Genomic DNA, 25041 nt, shown 5'->3' with positions numbered 1-25041 from the left:
CTGTAGTTAAAAGCTATTCAAAAAACATATAACTCAGTGCTATGGCAGTACAAACGCCAACTAAATCAGCCAATAACATCGAACCAATAGCATAACGGGTATTCTTTATTCCAACAGAGCCAAAGTAAACCGCTACGACATAAAAAGTGGTATCAGAAGCACCCTGAAAAACACCCGATAATTTACTGGCAAATGAATCCGGTCCGCTAGAAATCATGGTGCTTACCATCATTCCGCGGGCAGCACCACCACTTAAAGGCCTGATTAAAGCTGTTGGCAAAGCATCAACAAATTTGGTGTCGGCTCCAAAAAAGACAAAAACGTTTCTAATGCCATTCATCACTACATCAAAAGTTCCACTGGTTCGGAGCATGCTTACCGCGACTAAAATTCCAACCAAATAAGGAATAATTTTCAGTGCAGTTTCAAATCCACCTTTGGCTCCATCAATGAACGAATCAAAAACATCTATTTTTTTATATAATGCGCCGAGTACGATCAATAAAAAGATCAGCAAAATTATTCCACCGCTTAATAAGCCTGAAAATGATTTTATACTCTCTGCATTTAACTTGCTTACATACCAAACCAGTAAACCCACTACAGCCGAAATACTTAATACCCAGGTAATGATAACGGGTTGAAGTAAGTTTATCTTTTGTTTAAAGGATACAATAAGCATGGCGGCCATGGTACCCACAAAAGTTACAATTAAACAAGGAATGAAAATATCGGTGGGGTCTTGTGCATTTTGGGTTGACCTAATAGCGATTACACTAACGGGAATTAAACATAAACCTGCAGCGTGTAAGCATAAAAACATAATCTGCGAATTGCTGGCAACATCCTTATTTGGATTGAGCTCCTGAAGGCTTTCCATCGCTTTTATGCCAAATGGTGTGGCTGCATTATCTAAACCTAATAAATTGGCTGAAAAATTCATAATCATGTGTCCCATAGATGGGTGCCCTTTCGGAATTTCAGGAAAGAGTTTTGAAAAGAAAGGACCAATAATTCTGGATAATAAACGGATGCCACCTGCTCTTTCGGCAATGCTCATTAGCCCCATAAACAAAGCCAGTGTCCCGATTAATTTAATGCAAAGGTCAACTGCAATCCAGCAGGTTTCAATAATGCCATCTAATTTTAAAGGGTTTAATGGATCGGATGATTTCCCAATTACCATCCAGTTAAAAATATCGCTATGTCCGAAAAAGAAACATTTAATACTTGCTACAACAATAGCCACAATAATAAATGCTGACCAGATTCTGCTTAATGCCATTAGGGTTATTTAGTTTTTATTTTATACGTGAAAATACTTTTTTAAACCCAAATTTCATAGGAATCATCGTTCGATTAGTATTTATCAACTTTTTAACCTCTTTTTTTCTAATGCGATCGTCATGCTGAACTTGTTTCAGCATCTTTCCTGCTAAATAGACCCTGAAATAAATTCAGGGTGACGATTACAGGTCATCAGATAATAAAGGAAATCTTTAATATTATAATACTGGAATATTACCCATCAAAAAAAGGTCCATGGCTGCTAGTGTATATGCTGTTAACCATGGACTTCCGACTTCGGACTAACTACGGTTTATCATCTGTTAATTCAAAACCCCAGGTTTTTCCTTTTTCAGTAGCAGGAATCCCACTTGTCATCCAGGCTGGAGCCTTTGCACCTTTTAAATAATAATCGAAAAATTGTTGTTCGCGGATTTGAATATCCTTACGGTTCTGGCGTTGAACTAAGTTGTGTGCTTCGCCATTATAGTTAAGCATCCAAACTGGTTTACCTAAGCGACGCAAACCGGTAAACATTTCAATTCCCTGGTACCAGGGCACAGCACCGTCTGCATCGTTGGCCATTACCACCACTGGTGTATTTACTTTAGGGAACATAAATAATGGTGAATTCTCGATATATAATTCTGGTTTTTCCCAAAGTGTTGCACCGATGCGGCTTTGTGTTTTCTCATATTGGAACTGACGGTTCATACCCGTTTCCCAGCGGATTCCGCCATAAGCAGAAGTCATATTGGCTACCGGTGCACCAGCCCAGGCTGCTGCATACATGTTATTTTGTGTAATGAGATATGCCACTTGATAACCACCCCAGCTTTGACCCTGGATGCCGATTTTACTACCATCTACCCAGCTGTTTTTCTTCAGACTTTCTACACCAGAATTGACAAATTCAACTGCAGATTTACCTGGGTGACCAGTTTCGTAGCTAATATCAGGAGCAAAAACCATGTACCCGTTACTCACGAAATAAGAAATATTTAAGCGTGATGGAGTAGGTGCCGGCGCTTGATAAGTGTACAAACCATCCGTTAGTTTTTCGTAGAAATAAGCAATCATTGGATATTTCTTATTTGGATCGAAATTTTCCGGTTTGTACAGAATACCTTCAGCCTTGTAGCCTTTCGGCGTGGTCCATTTAACCAGCTCAGCCGTACCCCAATTGTAGTTTTTCTGTTGAGGATTGGTATTGCTTAATTTGGTTTCAGTTTTGAAATCTGTGGTGATATAAACATTTGGCGATTCTACATAATTGGCTTTATCGTAAATGTAAACATCTGCATCTTTAGCTTTTACCAGGTTAGAATATTTAAATTTAGCCATTACGACCAATTCTGGCGCTTTAGCTGCGCCTACATTGGTGCGGTAAAAACCATTTTCTTTAGTTATGTTGTTAAAACCATCTAACCAAACCGTTTCGTTCGGTTTTACAAATTTGCTATCTGCATTGCGCTCAAATCTGTTGTCTTGTTGCACTCTTTCATAACGGAAAGTAATGTTATTTGCTCTACCAAAACCGGCGGTAATATTTTTTGGTGCCGATTTTCCATCAGGTGAGAACGACCAGATATCATATTTATCGTTAATGAGAACAGCTTTATCACCTTCGGTCCAGGTAGCTAGACCATAAGCAGAAGGTAAGTCTGGTACATCATTCTCTTCATCAACAAATTTTTCGCTTAAACTTGCTGTTAACACAGTAACTTTTGCAGTAGCTATATTATACGTATTCCAACTGCCTGATTTTCGATCGAAATATAAAACATAATTCCCTGCCGGAGAAGCCATTGCATAACCATTAAGGTTCTCTATAATTTTCTTTTTCTGGCCATTCTTAGTATCAACCAAATAGTAATCTTTTGAAGTTGAACCACTCCACTGCGATTCTATCCTACGGCCATAATCAGTAGAAGCCAAAACCTGCTCGGCATCACCTTCAGCGATGATATTTGCATCAGGCAATTTTAAATCTGTTAATGGAATTACTTTTGGATCACTGCTATAAACGTCAATCACCGATAAATAACTTTTCTTACTGTCCCTATCTGCATTTTTAAGCTGCATAGGCTGCAAATAATCGTCTTTGTAATTCCAAACATCAACTTTAGCCACTTCGAAATCTACAATAGTGGTGTCTTTTGGCTTTTTAATAGGAGAGATGCCAAAAAATAATTTCTTACCATTTTTACTAAAAGTTATTTTACCATCGCCATTAACCGACCATTTTGCAGGTAGTCCAGGCATATCAAAATCAACCAAAATCTGCGCCGTATCAAGCGTTAATGAGTTGTAATAAATATTGTAATCTTTTATTTCCTGTTTCTCCGGGCTTTGCTCGCCTACAAAAGCCACATGTTCACTTTCCTCATCAAAAGTAAAGTTTTTGAAACTTCCTTTGCCCTTAATCAGGGTTTTTAATGTGCCTTTTTCTGTATTTAACAAGAACACCCCTTGTGGAGCCGTTTTATCCTTTTTAGATCCGCTACAGGCAAAAACCAACTGTTTACCATCTTTACTAAAGTAATAATCGGTAACAAATTTATAGGTTTTATCTGTGCCTGTTAAAAGGTTTTTTACCACTAAATCAGTTCCCTCTTCGGTTTTGGCTTTTGCCGCAGGGTCATCATCAGCCAAATCTGTTTCGCCATCTTTTTTCTCAGCTGGTTTTACCGTTTTCTTTGCTGTATCTGGCTTTTCAGTTAAATAGGCCATTACACCTGCACCTTCTTCAGGGAATTTGAAAGATTTCACCCTTGCCACTTTTGTAATGGCATTGGTAGTGAGGTTAGCAATGCCCAATGAATCTTTTGGCAATTCATCAGGTTTTCTCTTTTTAATTTTAGCCTGACGCAAATCTTTATTTAAGGGACGAATGTTAAATGCCGCAAATTTAGAATCGTTACTAAACTGTGAATTCATTCCTCTTGGAATATTAATCTTCGCATTTGTTTTAATGTTAGTGAGATACAATTGTGCGTCTCCTTCTTGCTGTAAGATGCTGTACATCGCCCATTGACCATTATTTGATAATTGCTTTGATCCTACTGATTCCCAGGTATCATATACCGAATGATCTAAAGGTTTCTTTTGAGCGTAGGCAAAGCTGACAACGAAAAGCAGAATAATAGTTAGTCTCTTTTGCATTTTTAAATTTATTAATTTGTTGGTTGAGATTTAATCTTCTAAAATTGGAATTTTTTAGCTTATTAAGAAACTTGTATGTCAAATATTACAATTAAAAGCATTTAGTTGGAAAGTCAGAGGTCGGAGAACCGAAGTTTAAGCAGTATAGTTTAACACCTAACGCCATGCGCTGATCGCCCTGCTTAAAACAAAAATCCCCGGTAACTTTAAGCAACCGGGGATTTCGAATAATTTAAAAGTAAGATTACTTTTTAGCTTGTTGTTGCTGACGCATATAATCATCTAAACGTTGTTGGAATTTAGATTTTTTCTTTTTCTCATCAGCCGGTCTAGCTTTATTCTGTTGAATTAAAGCATGAATTTTATCATCATCAACCATTTTACGAATTAAGAACTGCTGTCCGAAAGTCATTAAGTTGGCTAAGAAATAGTAATAGTTTAGTCCAGCTGGGTAGCTGTTTAATACACCCAAGAAAATAACTGGCATAATGTAACCAATGTATTTCATTTGGCCTGTAGCGCCCGAAACCTGGTTGTTGAAATAAGTCATAATCAATGTAGAGATCGTCATCAATACACACATTAAACTCAAGTGATCGCCAATGAAAGGAATTTTTACGCCGAATTTGATAAACTCATCGTAAGTTGATAAATCTTTCATCCATAAGAAACTCTCTCCACGTAATTCAAATAAGTTAGGGAAGAAGAAGAAGAAGGCCATTACCAAAGGCAACTGTAATACCATCGGCAAACATCCTCCCAGAGGATTTACACCGGCTTTCTTATATAATTTTAAATATTCCTGTTGAACCAATGTCGGGTTATCTTCACCTACTTTAGCTTTAATTTCGTCCATTTCTGGCTTCAATACCCTCATCTTAGCCATTGAAAGATAAGACTTATAAGTAAGTGGCGATAAAGCAACTTTCAATAAGATGGTTAAAACCAGGATAATTAGACCGAAGTTCCAATTGAAGTTATTTAAGAAATTAAATACCGGTAATACGATAAAGCGGTTAATGTATTTCAACGGCCAGTAGCCCATATCAACCTGTTGCTCTAAATCATAACCCTGTGCTTTTAAAGTAGAGAATTTGTTGGTTCCGAAATAGAATTCCATTTCATAAACCTGGTTAGCGGTATGCGCATATGGCAATTGCATATTAGCATCATAAAACTTCACCAAGCCAGGTGCTGTTGGGATTTTAACCTCTAAACTTCCTTTATCGAAAGCCTGTTTTGAGATTAAAGAAGCTGAGAAAAAGTGTTGCTTGAAAGAGAACCATTGGATTTTACCTTTCGATAAATCTTCTTTTTCATCTTTAGAAACACTTAAGTGGTTTACATCGCCATCTAAATACTTGTAGTAAGGAGCAGAGTAACGGTGCTCACTTTCGAGCGATTTTTCTTGCTGTTTTAAAGTAGTTTGCCAGTTTAATCCAATAGCGTTGCCAGCAATCATCTGCTGTAAACCAACTAAGTTAATGTTGAAACCAACTTTGTTGCTCAACGCCTTTAAATCATATACATATTCTACGTATGCATTTGCACCATAATTGGCGCGCATGGTAACCGTATTTCCTGCTTTTGTTGAGGTAAAGTATAAATCGTTGGTATTGATTACTTTGCCAGCAGCATTAAGGCTTAAGCCAAACTTATTCTGATCTCCATCAAATAAAATAAGCGGTTTTCCGGTAAAGGTTTTCTGACCTTTAACTTCAACTGATGTAATTTTACCACCTTTATTGCTTAAAGTGATTAATAAATTCTCGTTTTCCAGAACGGTATTGGTTTCAGTTCCGGTTATTGTGGTACCAAAAGGGCCTTTTAAGGCTAAAGAATCTACAACCGGGTTTGCAATCGCAGTTGTTTTAGTCGTGTCTTTTTGTACTGGAGTAACACCAGCTTTTTTCAAAGAATCCTGATGCTCCGTTTCTTGGGCTTTTTTTAGTTCAGCCGCGTTCGGCTTCAAAAAGTAGAATGATCCTGCCAAAATGATCATAATCAGGAACAGTCCTGTAAAGGTATTTCTATCCATTATTTATGTATGTACTGCTTTTAATTCGTTTTCTTTTTCGCAAACTCCATCGCAGCGGCGACAAATTTAACAAAAAGTGGGTGAGGATTAGCAACTGTTGATTTTAATTCCGGGTGAAACTGTCCGCCAACAAAAAACGGATGATTTTTAAGCTCTACAATTTCAACTAAATTGCTTTGCGGATTCATACCCGATGCTATCATACCTGCATCTTCGTATTGCTTTAAATAATCATTGTTAAATTCGTAACGGTGACGGTGGCGCTCATTGATGTGCGATTTGCCGTAAATAGAAAAAGCTTTTGTTCCTTTTTTAATATCACAAGGATAAGAGCCTAAACGCATCGTTCCACCTTTGTTTGTTATTTTTTTCTGCTCTTCCATCATGTTAATTACCGGATTTGCAGCATTTTCTTCAATTTCTGTAGTATGTGCATCTTTTAAACCTAAAACGTTACGTCCAAATTCGATAACTGCACATTGCATACCCAAACAAATCCCGAAGAAAGGAATATTGTTTTCGCGAACATATTTTATGGCATCAATTTTACCCTCAATACCGCGGCTACCAAAACCTGGTGCGACTAAAACACCTTGTAAGTGGCTCAATTTCTCTTTTACGTTATCTGGGAAAATACCTTCAGAGTGGATATATTCTACCTTAACTTTACATTCGTTTTTCGAACCTGCGTGTACAAAAGATTCGATAATTGATTTATAAGCATCAGGTAATTCTACATATTTACCAATTAAGCCAATTTTTACTTCAGCAGTTGGATTTTTTAAACGGCCCAGGAAATCTTTCCAGCTTTCCATATCCGGATCGTTCTTGGTAGGCAGTTTTAATTTCGATAAAACAGTTTTATCCAATTGTTCTTTTAACATCAACAATGGCACATCATAAATAGTAGATGCATCCATAGATTCGACTACGGCATTGATGTTAACGTTACAAAATAATGCAATTTTTTTTCTGATCTCAGGACTAATGTGGTGCTCGGTTCTGCAAACCAATATATCTGGCTGTATGCCGTATTCCAATAAAGCTTTAACTGAGTGTTGTGTTGGCTTGGTTTTTAACTCACCGGCTGCAGCTAAATAAGGAACCAGGGTTAAGTGGATAACAATAGCATTGGTACTGCCTTCTTCCCATTTAAACTGACGAACAGCCTCAATAAATGGTAACGATTCGATATCACCAACTGTTCCACCAAGTTCGGTAATGATGATATCATAATCACCACTATCTCCCAAAATGCGCATGTTGCGTTTAATCTCGTCGGTAATGTGTGGTACAACCTGAACGGTTTTGCCCAAATACTCACCTTTACGCTCTTTATTAATTACGTTCTGGTAAATACGGCCGGTGGTAATGTTGTTTGCCTGTGATGTTGGAACGTTAAGGAAGCGCTCATAATGACCAAGATCCAGGTCAGTTTCAGCACCATCTTCTGTAACAAAGCATTCGCCATGTTCGTATGGATTTAAAGTTCCCGGATCGATATTAATGTACGGATCGAATTTTTGAATGGTTACACGGTAGCCACGTGCCTGTAAAAGTTTAGCTAAAGATGCGGAAATGATGCCCTTACCCAAAGAGGAAGTTACACCGCCCGTAACAAAAATATACTTTGTCATGATTGATAATTTGTGGAATTAACCAGGTGTTTTGAGCCTGTTTAATTGTTTTTGTACGGGATACAAAGGTACAAAAAATTATCGCTCGATTTGATACTTGCCAGAATATTTTTTCGTCATATTATACTGCTGATATTGACTGTTTTAAGTAGGAGGGTCGCTTAAAGTATCAGCGTGTAAAGTTCTTTTTTAATATCTTCTATCTTTCTGGGATTCTTTTTATCCTCATAACGGGTATAGAGGTCGATCATTTTTTTGAAATCTTTTTCGGTCTCTGTTCTTTTTCCTTTCGCAGGGGGAGCAATGTTTAAAATAGGAACATTTTTAGCCTCAACCTTGATGGCAAACCATGTCGTATTATACCGTGGTATGGCCATGCCCAATATCATCCCAGGTAAACCCGTAAATCCTTCTGGGCCGCCTTTTAATAAAATTTCTTCGCTATAGAAAGCTACTACAGTGACAGAATCGTTTATTACTGCTATCGCTTTACGGCATTCATAACCTGCAATCTGGCGTACATCGTGCATAATTTTCCAGTTGAGATGGGGGATAGTATCTTTTAAAATAAAATCTTCTCCCGCTATAGGTTTTCTTATTATCCTTGCTTTTTTACTAAAGTCGGTATACAGTTCATTCGTATTCTCACCAGCAATAAAGAAGAAATTATTGTCGTTTAAGGTTTCTTTTGGTTTAATCTTATAAATGGAGCTACTGTCGTTAAAGCTATAATCCCAATTGGAAATCCTGTATTTGTTCATTTTATCCCTGGCATCGTCTGATATCCAGGTGTTAGATGCCAGTTGCTGCTTTTGATTGATCTTTTTCTCGAAAGTTATTTTAGCACTTTTGATGAAAACAGTTTGTGCTTTAATTATTGTAACTGCAAAAAGTAGCATTATAGTTAATCCTAAATGTTTCATCTTCGTTATTTTTTGTCTTGTTTAATGAAGTTTCCGGTTAAATTATAGGTGATGCCAATCAGAACATACCTCGGAATAAAACTGTTGGTGTATTCACTGATGCTATTGCCGCCAACGTAACGGTTATAGCCAATTTTTTGAGCTAAAATATCAGAAATAGATACTTTTAATTCCAGTTCTTGTGATTTAAGCATTTTCTTTGATAAATAGGCGTTCCATAGTGCGATATTTACCGGTGTGCTAAATGAAGAGTTTGCAGGTTGGTATGATAACGATATAGATGTGTTAAATTCTGTATTATATGGAAGTTCTATGTTTCCAGAAATATCATGGTTGTGGCTAAAATTTTTACCATTGTTTATAGAACCGATTGATGATTTGCTGTTTGAAAATGTAACCGATGGATTATATTGAATTTGAACTTTATCGCCATAATAGCTAAAACGAGGGCGTATATTAATACTATTATTCACATTCTCATTCAGCTTATTGTTTAAAATCGAGACCGAGTTTGAATGGTTGAAACTGGCATTTAACCCTGTGTTAAAACCGATTTTACTAAAACTTTTATTAAAACTTGCGCCTGCGTAAAAACTGTTATTGCCATTTAGATTGATATAACTACTAATGGTTTTGTTCACCTCATCTACCGTTCTTACACTTACTACAGCATTTTTGGTAAAGCTATAGCCTCCGTAAACATAGGCGTACATCTGCGATTTTTGCTGATAAGTATTAAAATTAAAGCCAAAATTATTGTTGAACGATGGTTTTAAATTTGGATTACCTTTTATTTCATAAAGTGGATTGTTTACCTGCCTGATCGGTTGTAACTGATCCAAACTAGGCTGACGGGTATTTCCACTATAATTTAAAGATACACTGGTGTTTTTGCCCAATTTATAGTTTAAGTTACTTTGTGGCGCCCAGTTTAAATAGTTGCGGTTAAATTTATTGTCGCGATCTAAGTCATTGAGTTCGAAAGTGGTTTGAGTGGCTTCTGCACCACCAGATAACGTGAATTTCTTTGCTCTGTATTGCAATACAACCTTGCCAATATTCGAAAAGTTGTTGAAATCGAAATTATTACTCAGCGAATCGATCCGTTTGTTATTTAATGATTGATCGAATACTAATTTATGGCTATTTGAGCTTACCGTTTTAAAGCTATAGGCTGTTTGTAGTGAAAATTGTTTGCCTAAAGGTTCAGTATACGATATTCTGGTACCGAGAGAACTTTCACTGCCCGAATTGTCGTTCAGGAAATTCTGGTTAACCGTCCGGTTAACCGCACCACTAGCATCGTAATAGTGGGTAACACTTAAGCTATTACCTAAATTAGTACTGTTTTTGGTTTCAGGCTGTAAATCAATTGAGAGTGTTCTCCCTTTTTTTACAAACTTTTTGGAGTAATTTATATTGCCGTTAAAAAGGTCGTTGTTGCCATTGCTATCATTAAACTGATCACTATTGTTTACAAATATTCCCGCATCATTTTTAGTTTCGTTCTTGCTGATATATTGGCTGCTGTTTTTGCGTTTGCTACCTGCAAAGGATATTTTTAAGGTAGAAAGCGAATCTAATTTAATATCAACGCTCCCTTTTAAACTTTGTCCGGTGTTTCTGGTTTCGCTGTTGGAGCTACCTTCGCTAAAGAAGTTTGTTCCGTTGGGCAGTAACGATTGGTTTTTCGATGTCGTATTGTCTAATACATTTCTGTCGCTGCCCTTATAATTCAGTTTAAGACCAATTTTGTTCTCATTCCATTTGTTAGAGAAGTGTGCGCCATAGCCTGTAATGTCTGGCAGGCCGTTGGAAGGCGAAAAATCATCTTCATCGCGGCCGCTGCCATAGCTGATCATCACCGTACTACCGTCATCGCCAACCTCAATAACATCATAATCATTGCCTTTTAACTTGCTCATGGCAGCACTTGCCTTCGAATCCTGATTGGTATTGGAGTTGGAACCAAAAACCGCGGCTTTTAATTTGTTTTTATAAATGCCTGCCATGCCACCTATGTTTTTATAATGCTTAAGGTCGCTATTCGCATCCAGGGTGCTGAGATACCCATTTTTGGCGTTTTCCTTGAGTTTGATGTTCATGACTTTCTCCTTGGCGTCGCCTTCTTTTATGCCAGATAATTCTTCCTCTTTGGTTTTTTTATCGTAAACCTGCACTTCACTAACCGCATTGGCTTTCAGGTATTTCTGAGCCAGAAGCGGATCATCGCCAAAAAATTCTTCTCCATCAACCAAGAGCGTATTTACATCTTTTCCACCTGCTTTTATTGCCCCATCTTTATCAACTTCAATTCCTGGTAAGCGCCTTAACAAATCCTGCAAGTTAGCATGGGGCTTTACGGCAAAGCTATCTGCCTGGTAGGTTATGGTATCGCCTTTCATGCTAATGGCCTGCTTTTGAGCCTTTATCACAACTTCATTTAAAAGTGTAGCTTTGCTATCCATAGCGATATTACCCAGGTTGAATTTGGATGAATCAGACAGTTGGATGTCTCTTATATAATCAGCCATTTTAGGGAAGGTAACCACCAGGGTATAATTTCCTTTTTTTAAATTCGAAAACTCGAATGCGCCGTTGGCCCTGGTGCGCGCATCTTTAACCAAAATAGAATCTTTGCTATTTATTAGCAGGATAGAGCTGTTCTGTAATTTTGTTTTTTCAACTGTATCAACCACAACGCCTTTTATACTAGCGTTTTGTGCAAAAGCAGGGAGAAATAACAGCGAAAAAATGAGAACGCAGAGAAATTGTTTGAGCATGAATTTAGTGAAAGAAGCGTTTTTAAATGGTTCGTTTGGTTATGGTCCTGAAAAATACAACTATTTATTTAGTTTAATCAAGAAAATAAAATAAATATTTTCTATAAGGAATAGACGGGAGGTCAATGTCATTAAGTTAAGTACAGTAGTCGTCAGTCCGAGCGTAGTCGAAGACTTCTTGAAGATTGATAAAACGCAAATAAATGCCCTTGGACTACGCTATCAATGACAGACTTCGATAGGAGATCTTTGAACTATGTTACCGAAAAGTTTAAAGATTTCTCCTCCAAAGGAGTTCCTTTGGAACATTACGCTGCCGATGAAACCTGTGAAACAAGCAAGCATACCATAAGTTGATAAAAACTAATGCTTAAATCGGTAAGCTTCATCCGATAGCTATCGGATCGAAATGACGATATATTTCTCTTAAATCAACTGTCATTAATCGGTTTGCAATAAATTCAGATCTTTCATTTCTGAATTTTTTAGCCTCTATTTACCGCTAACAACAGTTGTAGTAAATCTTCACTTTCTGTTCTTTTTCGCTCCAGGCAATATAAATGTTGTTCTCTTTCCCCAAACGATACTTAAAGCCATTTAAACCCGATTTCTTTAATTCTTCGTAAAGGGCTTTATCAGGAGTGTAATTATCAGCTTTATCTTCAGGCATTACTGCAGGCTCTAGAAAATTATCATCACTGAAAAAATCATCAGCAATGGTTTTCAGGAAAATAATCTGGTCTTTTTCTTTTGAAAGATCAACATTTGGATCGGTGCTGCCCAGTAATTCGGTTCCTTTAATTTTGGTATTATAAATTTCTTTTCCGTCGGCATTTTTAATCGTGAAGTTTAAAACCATTTCTTCGGGTTTCCTGCCAGTAAGTTCAATCTTAAAAGTATCCAAACGTTTTAAATCGGAGAATGACTTGGCTAGGCTTTGATTAACATTTTTAAACTCAATGGCATTGGTTTCTTTTTTGCTGTTAGAATTACAGGCAACAAGCATTAATAAACAGATAGCAGCGAAGAGCGATACATTTCTCATATTCAAAACTACAAATTTTATGCTTTAGTTCATGTTCATATTTTATGATATCCCTTAAATTTAAAAGGAATATCCGATAGATAACCACAATTGAAAGTCGAAATAACCACCTGGGAGCCTATTCTTTAAATTATTTTGAACATGGTAATAATCTCCATAGCCTAAGCCTGTTAAGCCCTCTAAAAGAAAATGTTTCCCTGGAATAAAGGATACGCCAAATGTTCCGCCGTAACGTAAAGAACCCGCTCTAAAATCCCTGTCGTGGCCCCAGCTAAAAATGCCGGTTTCATCAACTGAGCGATGCGAGACAACAGTTTTGTCGAAGTTTCCGAAATAAACTCCATAAAAAGCATTGGCTTCTCTTTTCTTAATCGGATGGATGTATTTCTTTGCACGAAGCAAGAAGCCTTCGTAATGGAGATAATCGCGATAGCCCAGATTTTTAATTTCGCCGGAGGTGTACGCGAGCTCTAAACCATAAAGGTTTGAAAAAGTCTTTTCTATTGCTATTGTAGGTCTTTTGGCCACCAAATTCAAAATGTTTGTCTTTATCATTAAACCGGGCTCATCTTGTGCGAAGCTGGCATGTGCAGATAAAATGAATATAAATAGCAGCGTTTTCTTTTTCATATAATAGCTAAAATACTAAAATATTAACTCCAGGCAATTAAAACTATTGCAAACTAGAATTTAGTTCTTATATTTGCGTAACTGATTACGTAATTAATTTTGTATGGATTTTTTTGAACAGGTAGGCAAGGTAGCTATTGGAAGTAGGTTAAGGATGTTAACCGATAAAGTGACAGAAGACGGTGCACAGATATATAAGTTGTATAATATCGATATGCAGCCCAAATGGTTTCCAGTGTTTTATGCTTTAACGAAAGATAAGGAAAAAACCATAACTGAACTCGCCAAAGAAATTGGTCATTCGCACCCATCAGTAAGTAAGATTATTAGCGAAATGTTGAAAAAGGGCTATGTTAAAGAAAGTAAAGACAAAACCGACGGGCGTAGAAACGTGGTTAGTCTTTCCAAATTAGGGATGGAGATTTCTGCAAAAATAGAAAATCAATTGATTGATGTAAATGCAGCTGTAGAAGAAATTTCCGCTCAATCGCAAAATAATCTTTGGGAGGCGATAGGTGAGTGGGAGTTTTTATTGGAGCAAAAAACACTGTTGAGAAGGGTGATGGAAAAGAAAAAGGAGAGAGATAGTTTAAAAGTAGAAATTGTGGATTACCTGCCCAAATACCAGGAAACATTCAGGTCGCTCAACGTTGAATGGATTTCAAAGTATTTTACCATGGAAGATTCTGATTACAAGGCACTAGACAATCCACAGGGTTATATTTTAGATAAAGGAGGTTTTATTCTCGTTGCGCTTTACGAAGGTGAACCATTAGGCGTTTGCGCATTAATTAAAATGAATGATGGCGAATATGATTTTGAGCTGGCCAAGATGGCAGTATCGCCAAAAGCACAAGGAAAAAATGTAGGGTTTTTATTGGCAAACGCTATAGTTGAAAAGACCAGGTCATTAGGGGCATCTAAAATTTATTTAGAAAGCAATACCATTTTAAAACCAGCAATAAATCTTTATCACAAGTTAGGCTTCCAAAAAGTGGCAGGTAAACCAACACCTTATACGCGTTGTAATATTCAGATGGAACTGGTGATTAGGTAATTACTATTAGATACGTCATGCTGAATTTATTTTATTAGTAGTTTTTATTGTCTTAAAGGTCTAATAGCTACTTCGTGGTCAGCATCTTAATTGTAAGACCCTGAAATAAATTCAGGGTGACGTAATTTTTTAATTTCTATAATAGTTAAGGTAGCTTCAACGCTTTAAGCAATTTGTTAAGCTTCAATAAGTCTTCTGGTGTATCTATTGCAACTGTTTCTAAATCGGTTACTTTTGTCTGGATGTAGAATCCGTTTTCAATCCAGCGCAGTTGCTCTAAACTTTCTGCAATTTCTAAAGAGGATGGAGGTAATTTGGTAATTGCTTTTAAGGATTCTGTCCTGTAACCATAAATTCCGATGTGTTTGTAAAACTGGTGCTTCTCAGCCCATACTCCTGGTTCTCCATTTCTGATAAAGGGAATCGGGCTACGGCTAAAATACATGGCGCGGCCGTTTACATCAATTACCACTTTAGGGCTATTGGGATTGTACACACTTTCCTGACTTTGGATCGATTTGATCAGCGTGGCTAACTGTACTTTTTCTTCAGTAAAGCAGCTTGCCAATAAATCAATCTGTGCAGGTTCGATAAATGGTTCATCGCCCTGGATATTGATCACAATATCGTATCCAGGTAAAGCTTCAATTACTTCAGCGCATCTGTCTGTTCCACTTTGGTGATGAGATGAGGTAAAGATAAATTCTCCACCAAACCTTTTCACTTCGTCAGCAATCCGTTCATCATCAGTAGCAATTACTACTTTCGATAAGCTTTCGGCTTTCGACGCCTGTTCGTAAACCCTTTGGATCATGCTTTTTCCAGCAATATCTACCAAAGGCTTTCCCGGAAAGCGGGTAGAGGCATATCGTGCAGGAATAATTCCGATAATTTTGGACATACTATTTATTTAAGGTTCTACCATTGACGTTATTTTGTAATCATTTAATATGAGCGGTTTATATTGAATTCGTATTTCCGCCCAACTAGGCCGTAGCACGTATCCCCGTTCTACTTAAATCCGGCCTAACAAATTTTTCGGGCTGCACTAACTAAGCTAACCTGCTAGCTTTGAAAGAAAAATTTTCAGCCGGTGTTTTTTGTTTCTTTTTGACACCAAAAAGAAAGAGCCCATCGGCGGCGGTGAGCCGAGGAAAGCATGAGCTGTAGGGTAAAAAATATTCAATTATATACGTCATTTATATTGATTTTATACAATAAATTACCCCCTTAATAAGACAACCACACCAACAAGAAGTGCCATAAGAAATTGGGTGAGCAAAGTAAAAGTACAGCCCCAAATTTTATTCCGTTTCGGAACCGCAACACTGGAATCTGTTATTGAAATAAATAAATCCCCATTTCCAGTTTAAAGGGTTTTCGTGCTGAAAATCTTCGCTACCTTATTCGTTCAGATTAAAATAAACCGTTAATCTCAGCCTCTATAGATTGAATTACCGTACCTAGATCTTCTGGGTTGTTGGTGAAATCTAATTTATCTTTATCTAAAATCAATAATTTACCCAGGTTATAACCTTTAATCCAGGCTTCGTATTTTTCGTTCAGTTTAGATAAGTAATCGATACGGATTCCTGCTTCGTATTCACGGCCACGACGCTGGATATTATTAACCAACGTAGGCACTGAAGCACGCAGGTAAACCAATAAATCGGGTGGTTTAATAAAAGAAGTAATGTTATCAAAAATAGCGCGGTAATTATCATGATCGCGGGTGGTCATTAAGGCCATATCATGGAGGTTTTCAGCAAAAATATGTGCATCCTCGTAAATGGTTCTGTCCTGGATGACGTTGCGTTTATTTACCTCAATATCAGTAATTTGCTGAAAACGGCTGTTCAGGAAATAAATCTGAAGATTAAAACTCCATCGTTTCATGTCGCTGTAAAAATCTTCCAGATAAGGGTTATTGTCCACAGCCTCGTATAAAGCTTCCCATCCATAATTCTTGGCCAATAAGCCTGTTAAGGTAGTTTTACCGGCACCTATATTTCCTACAATTGCTATGTGCATATTTTCTTGCGTTTTGCGGTGAGCGTTTTGCGTAAGGCGATTATAGCGCCAACCGCCATCCGCTTACCACAATATTAATTAAAAACTTTTAAACCCGATTAAACTGCGAACCTCTCTGATGGTTTTTTGTGCACTTTCGCGAGCTTTTAATGCGCCATGTTTAGCCACTTGCCTTAAGTAGGAATCATCTTTTGCTATATCCTGAATACGCTCACGCATAGGTGCAGTAGTAATAATCATATCTTCTGCCAGTTGTTTTTTGAAATCGCCATAACGGATTTGCATTTTGCCATACAAATCTTCAAAATGTGCAAGTGTATCGGCACTCGAAACCACTTTCATTAAGTCGAAAAGATTCTGAATAGGCTCAGGTTTTGGTTGGTTTTCTTCTGTTGGGCCACCGTCACTAACCGCTCTCATTACTTTTTTGCGAATGGTTTCAGGATCATCAGATAGATAAACGGCATTGGCTTCGCCTTCTGATTTACCCATTTTGCCTTTACCATCTAAACCAGGTACTTTAACCAATTTGTCAGAGTAACTAAAAGCATAAGGTTCAGGGAAATATTCTGTATTGTATAACCTGTTGAAACGGTTTCCGAAAGTACGGGCCATTTCCAGATGTTGTTCCTGATCTTTTCCAACAGGTACTTTTGTAGCCTTATGGATTAAAATATCGGCAGCCATTAATACCGGGTAGGTTAATAAACCTGCATTTACGTTATCAGGATTGGCACGTACTTTATCTTTAAAAGAAGTACTACGTTCCAATTCACCCATATAAGCGTTCATATTTAGGTATAAATATAGCTCCGCAATTTCGGGAACATCGCTTTGTATATAAATGGTGCTGTTTTCCGGATCAATTCCACTTGCCAGATATTCAACCAAAACATGTTTAATATTTCCGTGTAAATCAGCTGGAGTAGGATGTGTAGTTAAAGAGTGTAGATCGGCGATAAAAAAGTAGCAGTTATAGTCGTTCTGCATTTGAACGAAGTTTTTAACTGCGCCATAATAATTACCCAAATGTAATTTTCCTGTTGAGCGAATGCCGCTCACCACTGTTTCTTTCATAATGGCACGAAATTAAAAATAAAATACAAGCAAATCATAAATCGCTTCAATTTTAATGGTAAGAATTTTTGAATGCTGGTAGAACCTACGGTTTATACGCATGGTCGTCATCTCGACCGTAGCGGAGAAACCTATCCACGATTTTTTTTCTAGTGATCGATGCCACACCAACCACATAGGAATACTTTTTTATGATTTGAAAATGAAAGCCAGTATTTCATCGGAGAATTAGTCCTTCTTTCCGTTACAAGTCCGCGCTACGCTGTGGGCTTTACACTTCAATAAGGTTTATAAATTACGGCTTTCGCAAGGATGGAACATCAAAAATCCCTATCGTGCGATCGTCATTTCGACCGTAGCGGAGAGATCTAGTGGTCGGTGTCTCACCAATCACAAACTTTGCTCAAAACAATCAGTAGTTTAAAATACCAAACTATTTTATATTTTTGATCATCTATGATTCACTTTCTAAGGCAAGTACACCGGGTATGGTTTTTATTCTGGATATTGTTTTTCTTCGCTCTCTTTTATCCTTTATATTACACTACTTCACGTAATGAGAAATATTACAGCATTCTTAATTTTTTCAGAAAAGCCAATAGTTTTTTATGTAGTCTGTTTTCAGGTGTGTTTTTTCGTTATCAATATGAAGAAAAGCTTAATCCAACACAAACCTACATTTATTGCGCCAATCACACCTCTAACCTGGATATCATGATTTTCTGCATCATGGGACATGGTAAATTCCACTTTATGGGAAAAGATGAATTGTTGAATAATCCGGTATTAGGCATTTTTTTTAAAACCATCGATATTTCGGTAAACCGCAATAGTAAGATTTCGGCTTTTAAAGCATTTAAAAAGGCTGGCGAGAACCTTGAAAAAGGGATGAGCCTGATTATTTTTCCGGAGGGTAAAATTGATGACCATTACCCACCGAAGTTAGGCGAATTTAAAAACGGTCCGTTCCGTTTGGCCATTGATAAAAATATTCCGCTGGTGCCCGTTAGTATTACCGATGTTTGGAAAATTAACTGGGATGACGGCGCAAAGTATGGAAGTAAGCCAGGAATTTGCGATATTTACGTCCACAAACCCATAAATACCTCAACTTTAGCTGATGTTGATGCTGATGTATTGAAAGAAAAGGTTTACAGATTGATTGATAGTAAGTTAGTATAGATATGAATTTAGACGCAAAAACCATCCATAAAATAGCCGATTTGGCCCGAATTCATATTGATGAAAAGCAGGTGGATACACTGATTCCTGAAATGAACAAAATTTTGTCATTCATGGAAAAGTTAAATGAACTGGATACTTCAAATGTAAAACCGTTGGTTTATATGAACGAATCGGTAAATGTTTGGAGGGAGGATGTAGTTAAACAGGAAATCTCTACTGCAGATGGTTTAAAAAATGCAGCAAAGCACACCGACCAATTTTTCATGGTGCCAAAAATTATTGAAAAATAGTATATCTATCGTTATGCAGAATTGAATCAGTGTGGCGAGTTTCAGTAATTTTCAATCCACTTGTAACATCTTACCCGCTACGCTTGTCTAAAAAAGAAAAAACATGGAGAAACCACTCATCACTATAAAAGAAATTGGCCGTAAATATGTTATTGGATCTGAAGTGATTCACGCTTTAAAATCAGTTTCTTTAGATATTAATAAAGGCGAATTCGTAGCATTGATGGGCCCATCTGGTTCTGGTAAATCAACCCTGATGAATATTTTAGGTTGTTTAGATACACCTTCAAGCGGAACCTATGTTTTAAACGGAACCAATGTGAGTCACATGAGTGATGATGCTTTGGCAGAAGTGCGCAACCAGGAAATCGGTTTCGTTTTTCAAACCTTTAACTTATTGCCACGTTCAACATCTTTAGATAATGTTGCCTTACCTTTAATTTATGCCGGAACAAGCAAAAAAGATAGGGATGCAAGAGCAGCCAAAGCATTAGAAAATGTAGGCCTAGGTAATCGTATGGATCATAAGCCAAATGAACTGTCAGGTGGTCAACGTCAACGCGTGGCTGTAGCCAGGGCTTTGATCAATAATCCCTCTATTATTTTAGCCGATGAGCCAACCGGTAACTTAGATACCAAAACATCAATTGAAATAATGGGTTTACTGGAAGAAATTCACAGTAAAGGGAATACCATTATTCTGGTTACGCATGAGGAAGATATTGCGCAGCACGCCCACCGTATTGTACGGATGCGTGATGGTTTGATCGAAAACGATTATTTAAATACGGATATAAAAAATGTATCTCCACGCTTGCAGGCTTTGAACGATAAAGACAGCGATTGGGAGAAAATACACTAAGGCTTATGGTATAAGGTTTAAGGCGTAAGGTTTTACCCTAAACCTTCTACCTTCCACCTTCAACCTTTCTATATGAAAATCTACACTAAAACAGGCGATAAGGGCCAGACATCACTCATTGGTGGTACCCGTGTGCCTAAATATCATTTACGGATCGAAACTTATGGGACTGTTGACGAGTTAAATTCGTACATCGGATTAATTATGTGTCAGGATATTGATGCACACGACCAGAAACTACTAAAAGAAATTCAGGATAGGTTATTTACAGTTGGTTCATCGCTTGCAGCCGATCCTGAGACATCTAAAATGAAGATCCCTGATTTGCACTATACTGATATTACCTTGTTGGAAAATGAGATGGATCTGATGAACGAAAAGCTACCTGCTTTAAAACATTTTGTTTTACCTGGCGGAAATACTGTAGTTTCCTACTGCCATATTGCACGATGTGTTTGCAGAAGAGCAGAACGCCTGACAGTAGCACTTGCAGAAAATAGCTTTGTAGATGAGCGTGTAACAGTTTATTTGAATCGTTTAAGCGATTATTTATTTGTTTTGGCACGAAAACTGACCGTATATTTTAAGGCGGAAGAAAACATTTGGATTCCGAGGGTTTAATAGTGGAAAAATAAGTTTGTTTTGCTCAAAAATTTTAATATACTTTGCGCAATAATAAGAACAAGAATTTAATTGAATTGACGATATGTATTGGACATTAGAATTAGCATCGCACTTGGAAGACGCACCATGGCCTGCAACTAAAGACGAATTAATTGATTATGGTATCCGTTCTGGTGCCCCAGTAGAAGTAATTGAAAACTTACAGGCATTAGAAGATGATGGCGAGCCTTATGAAACGATCGAGGAAATTTGGCCTGATTATCCAACTAAAGAAGATTTCTTCTTTAACGAGGACGAATACTAAACATTAGAAACAAAAAAAACCTTTCAGCTAAACTGGGAGGTTTTTTTTATGTCTTCATTTTTTCCATTTCATCTCTTAACCAGTCCTATGAATAAAATAATTACATTTTTTAAACAAAATCGAAAAGTCGAGTGTTAATACAGCAATAATATAACATTACTAAAAAAATTAACACTATGGGAAATTTATTGTATTTAGTCGCAGTAGTATTGGTAATACTATGGGTGATCGGATTTATATTTCACGGCTTCGGCGACGTTGGTAATATAATTCACGTTTTATTGGTAATCGCAGTTATTGCAATTCTGCTTAAAGTAATTGGACGGGCAGCGTAAAAATATATCGCACCGAGTTTCATTAGTTTAAAAGTGTGTAACACTTTAAAATAAATGGATTAAAAAAGGAGTTTCATTTTTGAAACTCCTTTTTATGCGATCGTCCAGAAGCTTCTGGATCAGCATCTTTTCTATAAAATAGACCCGAAATAAATGCAAGCGACGAAGCGGTATTTAAATTACCACAGAATTTTCTCTATAGGGATGTAATATTAATCGAGCTTAAAGCGCTTAATTCTTTAATAATAGTTCTGCCAGTTCGAGATCAATAGGATAGGTAATTTTAATATTTCCTCTTTCGCCTTCGATGATATTAATTTCATAACCTACAGATTCTACCACGCCCGCATCATCGGTAAAATGAACATTGAACTCCTGATTATAAGCTTCTTTAAGAATGTTAAGACTAAAAGTTTGCGGAGTTTGTACTAAATAAATTTCATCACGTTGTAATGCCGTTGTTTTATCGTTTCTAAGCATGCGTACACTGTCGCTTGATTGCACTGCTGCAATAACGTTTCCCTGTAGCTCAGCTGCTTTAAAACAATTGTCGATAAGAGATTTTGAAACGAGTGGTCGAACAGCGTCGTGAATGGCCACATAACTTTCTTCTTCGATGGCATGGATTGCATTTTTTACCGAGTGAAAACGTTCTGTGCCTCCATCAATTAGCTGATGTGGTACATGGAAATTAAATTCTTCACATAACCTGGCCCAGTAAGCCTGTTGATCTTTGTTCAGAACCAATAAAATTTTTGGTTGAGTATCGCTTTGTGCAAAAGCTTTTATGGTGTGCATTAAAACCGGAAGGTTTTTGAGCAGTAGAAATTGTTTTGGGGTTTCCGTTTGCATCCGATTTCCAGAACCGCCTGCTACAATTATAGCGTAGTATTTCATAGTTGAGCGTTTAGGGTGTGGCGTTTAGCGCTAAACCGCCAAACGCCAACCGCAAAACTTATATAATTAGCATGGCATCGCCATAGCTGTAAAATTTATATTTTTCTTTTACTGCAACTTCGTACGCATTCATAACGTTCTCATACCCGCCAAATGCACTTACCATCATCAATAAAGTAGATTCTGGTGTGTGGAAATTGGTAATCATGGAGTTTGCAATATTAAAATCGTAAGGAGGGAAGATAAACTTACTGGTCCAGTCGTTAGCTGCTTTTAATGTTCTGTTTGCAGAAACAGCCGATTCAATAGCACGCATAGAAGTAGTACCCACCGCACAGATTTTTCTTTTTTCCTCTAAAGCCTTGTTTACGATGTTTGCATCTTTTTGCTCGATAATAAACTGCTCAGAATCCATTTTGTGTTTGGTTAAATCTTCAACCTCAACAGTTCTGAAAGTTCCTAAACCTACGTGTAGCGTTACTTCTGCAAATTCTACACCTTTAAGTTCAAGGCGTTTCATTAACTCACGACTGAAGTGTAAACCTGCAGTTGGAGCAGCTACTGCACCTTCGTGTTTAGCGAAAATAGTTTGATAACGTTCTTTATCCTCGGCGGTAGCTTTACGCTTAATATACTTAGGAAGAGGGGTTTCACCTAAAATTTCAACGTTTTTTCTGAATTCTTCGTCAGTACCTTCAAATAAGAAACGGATAGTACGGCCACGTGATGTAGTATTATCTACAACCTCGGCAACCAATAAATCGTCGTCGCCAAAGTATAATTTATTACCTACACGGATTTTACGCGCCGGGTCTACCAAAACATCCCATAAACGTAATTCCTTGTTTAATTCACGTAGCAAGAAAACCTCGATGGTTGCACCTGTTTTTTCTTTATTGCCATATAAACGGGCAGGAAAAACCTTAGTGTTGTTTAATATCATTACGTCTTTGTCATCGAAATAACCTAAAACGTCTTTAAAAATTTTATGTTCAATTTTACCGCTGTCTTTGTGTAAAACCATTAGGCGCGCTTCGTCGCGTTGTTCTGCCGGATTATTGGCTACTAATGATTCAGGTAAGTTGAATTTGAATTGTGATAATTTCATTCTTTGATGAATTTTTTGAGGTGCAAAAATACGAATTTAATTTTTCTTTTCCGTATTTTATCAAACGCATTTCAAGTATATTATGTTTTAATCATTTTAAATCAAATAATACAGAGCGATTAATGCATTGTAGACATAAAATTAATTAGTTTTGAATATAAGCTGTAACCTTTTGAAAGGCTTTGCATCTAACCTTTAATTATGATAATCTTTAGGCTAATAGGCGAGAGTTTCCGTTTTGCATTTGATGCGTTGCGCCAAAATAAATTACGCACCATGTTATCGCTTTTGGCTATAACAATCGGTATTTTTACCATTATTGCTGTATTCTCTGCAGTTGATACCTTTCGTGGTAAATTGCAGGCGAGTGTAGATAAGCTTGGCTCAAACACAATTTATATTCAAAAATGGCCCTGGAGCTTTGGCGATAATTACCCTTGGTGGAAATATATGAACCGCCCTCAGCCTTCGTTGCGTGATTTCGAAGCCCTCCGTGAGCGAATTGAAAATGCACAAGGTGTTACCTTCGAAATATCAACTAACGATAGAACGATTAAATACAGAAGTAACTCGGTAGAAGGGATTTCGGTATGGGCAGCATCACACGATTTTAATAAAACCTGGAATTTTGAGCTTCAGGATGGCCGGTATTTTACTGAAAATGAAAGTAAAAATGGCTCGCCTGTTTGTATTTTAGGTTCTGATATTGCTGATGGACTTTTTGATGGCGATGCGCCAGTGGGTAAACAGGTGCAGATTTTAGGAAGAAGATTAACTGTTGTTGGTGTTTTCAAGAAAGAAGGAGAAGATATGTTAGGTACTTCTCTTGATAAAAACGTAAATATTCCAATTGCCTTTGCAAAAGGTGTTTTAGATATTCAAAGTGAGCGTTATGGTCCGCAAATTACCGTTCGCGGTAAAGATAATGTGAGCTTAGAAGAGGTAGAAAGCGAATTGCAAGGTTTAATGCGCTCCATCCATAGAATTAAGCCGGGCCAGGAAGAAGATTTTGCACTAAATAAAACCACCATTATTTCAAATCAATTAGATTCGATGTTTAAAATGGTAAATATTGCTGGTTGGGTAATTGGCGGGTTTTCGATTTTAGTTGGCGGTTTTAGCATTGCCAATATCATGTTTGTTTCGGTAAAAGAACGTACCAATATTATCGGTATCCAAAAATCGTTGGGTGCGAAAAACTACTTTATTTTGCTTCAATTCATATTTGAATCGATTTCGCTTTGTATTTTAGGTGGCTTGCTGGGGCTATTACTGGTCTTTCTGCTCGCTTTGGGCATTGGTGCGGCCACAGATTTCCATATTATACTGGGCTTAAATAATATTGCCTTAGGTATTGGAATATCGATTATTATCGGCACCATCTCTGGTTTTTGGCCAGCCTATTCAGCATCAAGGTTAGATCCGGTTGAAGCGATTAGAAGTTAATTTCAGTTTGCAGTTTTTAGTTTGCAATTAGCAGTTTTCTGCACTTTCTGAGGTAAATAAACCTTATTGCAGTGGAAGCCCGCAGCGCAGCGAGGACTTATAACGGAAAGAAGGACTGGATTCTCCGATGAAATGCTTGCTTTCGTTTCAAAAAAAATAGAAGACAATATAACTCACTATATCATCATTTCGAGCGGAGTGAAACGGAGTCTAGAACCCGAAGGCTCAGCGAAGCTAAATCTATAGAAAAAGATCTCTCCATTTCGCTTTCGATAAAACCTGTGAAACAAGCAAGCATACCATTAGTAAATAAAAAT

General features: G+C 37.2%; 21 protein-coding genes. 8 read left to right on the top strand and 13 right to left on the bottom strand.

All coding sequences use genetic code 11. The features are described from left to right. Nucleotides 1-13: 13 nt before the first annotated feature. The 8 genes from QF042_RS15245 to QF042_RS15210 all read right to left on the bottom strand — a co-directional run bounded on the left by QF042_RS15245 (nt 14) and on the right by QF042_RS15210 (nt 13508). On the bottom strand, nt 14-1285 hold the full coding sequence (locus tag QF042_RS15245; RefSeq protein WP_307529844.1) for a nucleoside recognition domain-containing protein: 1272 nt from the start codon (nt 1283-1285) through the stop codon (nt 14-16). A 308-nt stretch (nt 1286-1593) separates the two neighbouring features. Then, nucleotides 1594-4452 carry a S9 family peptidase gene (locus QF042_RS15240; protein WP_307529841.1) on the bottom strand — a complete coding sequence of 953 codons (2859 nt, stop codon included), beginning with the start codon at nt 4450-4452 and terminating at the stop codon, nt 1594-1596. A 244-nt stretch (nt 4453-4696) separates the two neighbouring features. Next, nucleotides 4697-6490, bottom strand: coding sequence for a membrane protein insertase YidC (gene yidC, locus QF042_RS15235; RefSeq protein ID WP_307529839.1), 1794 nt, complete (start codon nt 6488-6490; stop codon nt 4697-4699). Nucleotides 6491-6510: 20 nt separating this feature from the next. Beyond that, complete coding sequence (locus tag QF042_RS15230) at nt 6511-8127, bottom strand: CTP synthase (protein ID WP_307529837.1); 1617 nt, start codon at nt 8125-8127, stop codon at nt 6511-6513. 161 nt (nt 8128-8288) lie between these two features. Beyond that, nucleotides 8289-9050: a GLPGLI family protein gene (locus QF042_RS15225; protein ID WP_307529834.1), complete on the bottom strand. Its 762-nt coding sequence runs from the start codon at nt 9048-9050 to the stop codon at nt 8289-8291. A gap of 5 nt (nt 9051-9055) precedes the next feature. After that, the gene (locus QF042_RS15220; protein ID WP_307529832.1) at nt 9056-11833 is read right to left on the bottom strand and encodes a TonB-dependent receptor domain-containing protein; all 2778 of its coding nucleotides are present in this window, start codon (nt 11831-11833) and stop codon (nt 9056-9058) included. A gap of 502 nt (nt 11834-12335) precedes the next feature. Beyond that, nucleotides 12336-12878, bottom strand: a complete 543-nt coding sequence (locus QF042_RS15215; RefSeq protein ID WP_307529829.1) for a hypothetical protein — start codon at nt 12876-12878, stop codon at nt 12336-12338. 60 nt (nt 12879-12938) lie between these two features. Then, the gene (locus QF042_RS15210) at nt 12939-13508 is read right to left on the bottom strand and encodes a hypothetical protein (RefSeq protein ID WP_307529828.1); all 570 of its coding nucleotides are present in this window, start codon (nt 13506-13508) and stop codon (nt 12939-12941) included. A gap of 103 nt (nt 13509-13611) precedes the next feature. Between QF042_RS15210 and QF042_RS15205 the strand changes: the two genes are divergently transcribed. Further along, nucleotides 13612-14565, top strand: coding sequence for a bifunctional helix-turn-helix transcriptional regulator/GNAT family N-acetyltransferase (locus QF042_RS15205; protein ID WP_307529826.1), 954 nt, complete (start codon nt 13612-13614; stop codon nt 14563-14565). A 145-nt stretch (nt 14566-14710) separates the two neighbouring features. On the opposite strand, the gene kdsB is transcribed toward QF042_RS15205, so the two are convergent. From kdsB to trpS, 3 genes are all read right to left on the bottom strand, one after another. Next, complete coding sequence (gene kdsB / locus QF042_RS15200) at nt 14711-15466, bottom strand: 3-deoxy-manno-octulosonate cytidylyltransferase (RefSeq protein WP_307529823.1); 756 nt, start codon at nt 15464-15466, stop codon at nt 14711-14713. A gap of 515 nt (nt 15467-15981) precedes the next feature. Beyond that, nucleotides 15982-16596: a deoxynucleoside kinase gene (locus QF042_RS15195; protein WP_025144984.1), complete on the bottom strand. Its 615-nt coding sequence runs from the start codon at nt 16594-16596 to the stop codon at nt 15982-15984. Between the two features lie 78 nt (nt 16597-16674). Beyond that, complete coding sequence (trpS, locus tag QF042_RS15190) at nt 16675-17673, bottom strand: tryptophan--tRNA ligase (RefSeq protein WP_307529821.1); 999 nt, start codon at nt 17671-17673, stop codon at nt 16675-16677. 456 nt (nt 17674-18129) lie between these two features. On the opposite strand from trpS, the gene QF042_RS15185 reads away from it, so the two are divergent. The 6 genes from QF042_RS15185 to QF042_RS15160 all read left to right on the top strand — a co-directional run bounded on the left by QF042_RS15185 (nt 18130) and on the right by QF042_RS15160 (nt 21273). Continuing rightward, the gene (locus QF042_RS15185) at nt 18130-18855 is read left to right on the top strand and encodes a 1-acyl-sn-glycerol-3-phosphate acyltransferase (RefSeq protein ID WP_307529819.1); all 726 of its coding nucleotides are present in this window, start codon (nt 18130-18132) and stop codon (nt 18853-18855) included. A 2-nt stretch (nt 18856-18857) separates the two neighbouring features. Continuing rightward, nucleotides 18858-19148: an Asp-tRNA(Asn)/Glu-tRNA(Gln) amidotransferase subunit GatC gene (gene gatC / locus QF042_RS15180; RefSeq protein WP_138823860.1), complete on the top strand. Its 291-nt coding sequence runs from the start codon at nt 18858-18860 to the stop codon at nt 19146-19148. 103 nt (nt 19149-19251) lie between these two features. After that, nucleotides 19252-20010, top strand: a complete 759-nt coding sequence (locus tag QF042_RS15175; protein WP_307529815.1) for an ABC transporter ATP-binding protein — start codon at nt 19252-19254, stop codon at nt 20008-20010. A 72-nt stretch (nt 20011-20082) separates the two neighbouring features. Continuing rightward, a complete protein-coding gene (locus tag QF042_RS15170; RefSeq protein WP_307529813.1) occupies nt 20083-20631 on the top strand; it encodes a cob(I)yrinic acid a,c-diamide adenosyltransferase in 549 nt (182 codons plus the stop codon). Nucleotides 20632-20716: 85 nt separating this feature from the next. Continuing rightward, on the top strand, nt 20717-20938 hold the full coding sequence (locus tag QF042_RS15165) for a DUF2795 domain-containing protein (RefSeq protein ID WP_010603503.1): 222 nt from the start codon (nt 20717-20719) through the stop codon (nt 20936-20938). 176 nt (nt 20939-21114) lie between these two features. Then, complete coding sequence (locus tag QF042_RS15160) at nt 21115-21273, top strand: lmo0937 family membrane protein (protein WP_113951092.1); 159 nt, start codon at nt 21115-21117, stop codon at nt 21271-21273. Nucleotides 21274-21504: 231 nt separating this feature from the next. On the opposite strand, the gene QF042_RS15155 is transcribed toward QF042_RS15160, so the two are convergent. Together QF042_RS15155 and queA are read right to left on the bottom strand one after the other, a co-directional pair. After that, nucleotides 21505-22170 (bottom strand): 2-C-methyl-D-erythritol 4-phosphate cytidylyltransferase, encoded by a 666-nt coding sequence (locus QF042_RS15155; protein WP_307529810.1) that lies wholly within the window; start codon nt 22168-22170, stop codon nt 21505-21507. Nucleotides 22171-22228: 58 nt separating this feature from the next. Continuing rightward, nucleotides 22229-23278 carry a tRNA preQ1(34) S-adenosylmethionine ribosyltransferase-isomerase QueA gene (gene queA / locus QF042_RS15150; protein ID WP_307529808.1) on the bottom strand — a complete coding sequence of 350 codons (1050 nt, stop codon included), beginning with the start codon at nt 23276-23278 and terminating at the stop codon, nt 22229-22231. Nucleotides 23279-23479: 201 nt separating this feature from the next. Here queA and QF042_RS15145 point away from each other — a divergent pair, with 201 nt between their 5' ends. Further along, the gene (locus QF042_RS15145; RefSeq protein ID WP_307529806.1) at nt 23480-24724 is read left to right on the top strand and encodes an ABC transporter permease; all 1245 of its coding nucleotides are present in this window, start codon (nt 23480-23482) and stop codon (nt 24722-24724) included. Nucleotides 24725-25041: the final 317 nt, after the last annotated feature.

Origin of the sequence: Pedobacter sp. W3I1, assembly GCF_030816015.1 — a bacterium.
GTDB lineage: Bacteria > Bacteroidota > Bacteroidia > Sphingobacteriales > Sphingobacteriaceae > Pedobacter.
The sequence above is the reverse complement of the archived record's forward strand: the minus strand, read 5'-3'. Positions and strand labels throughout refer to the sequence as shown.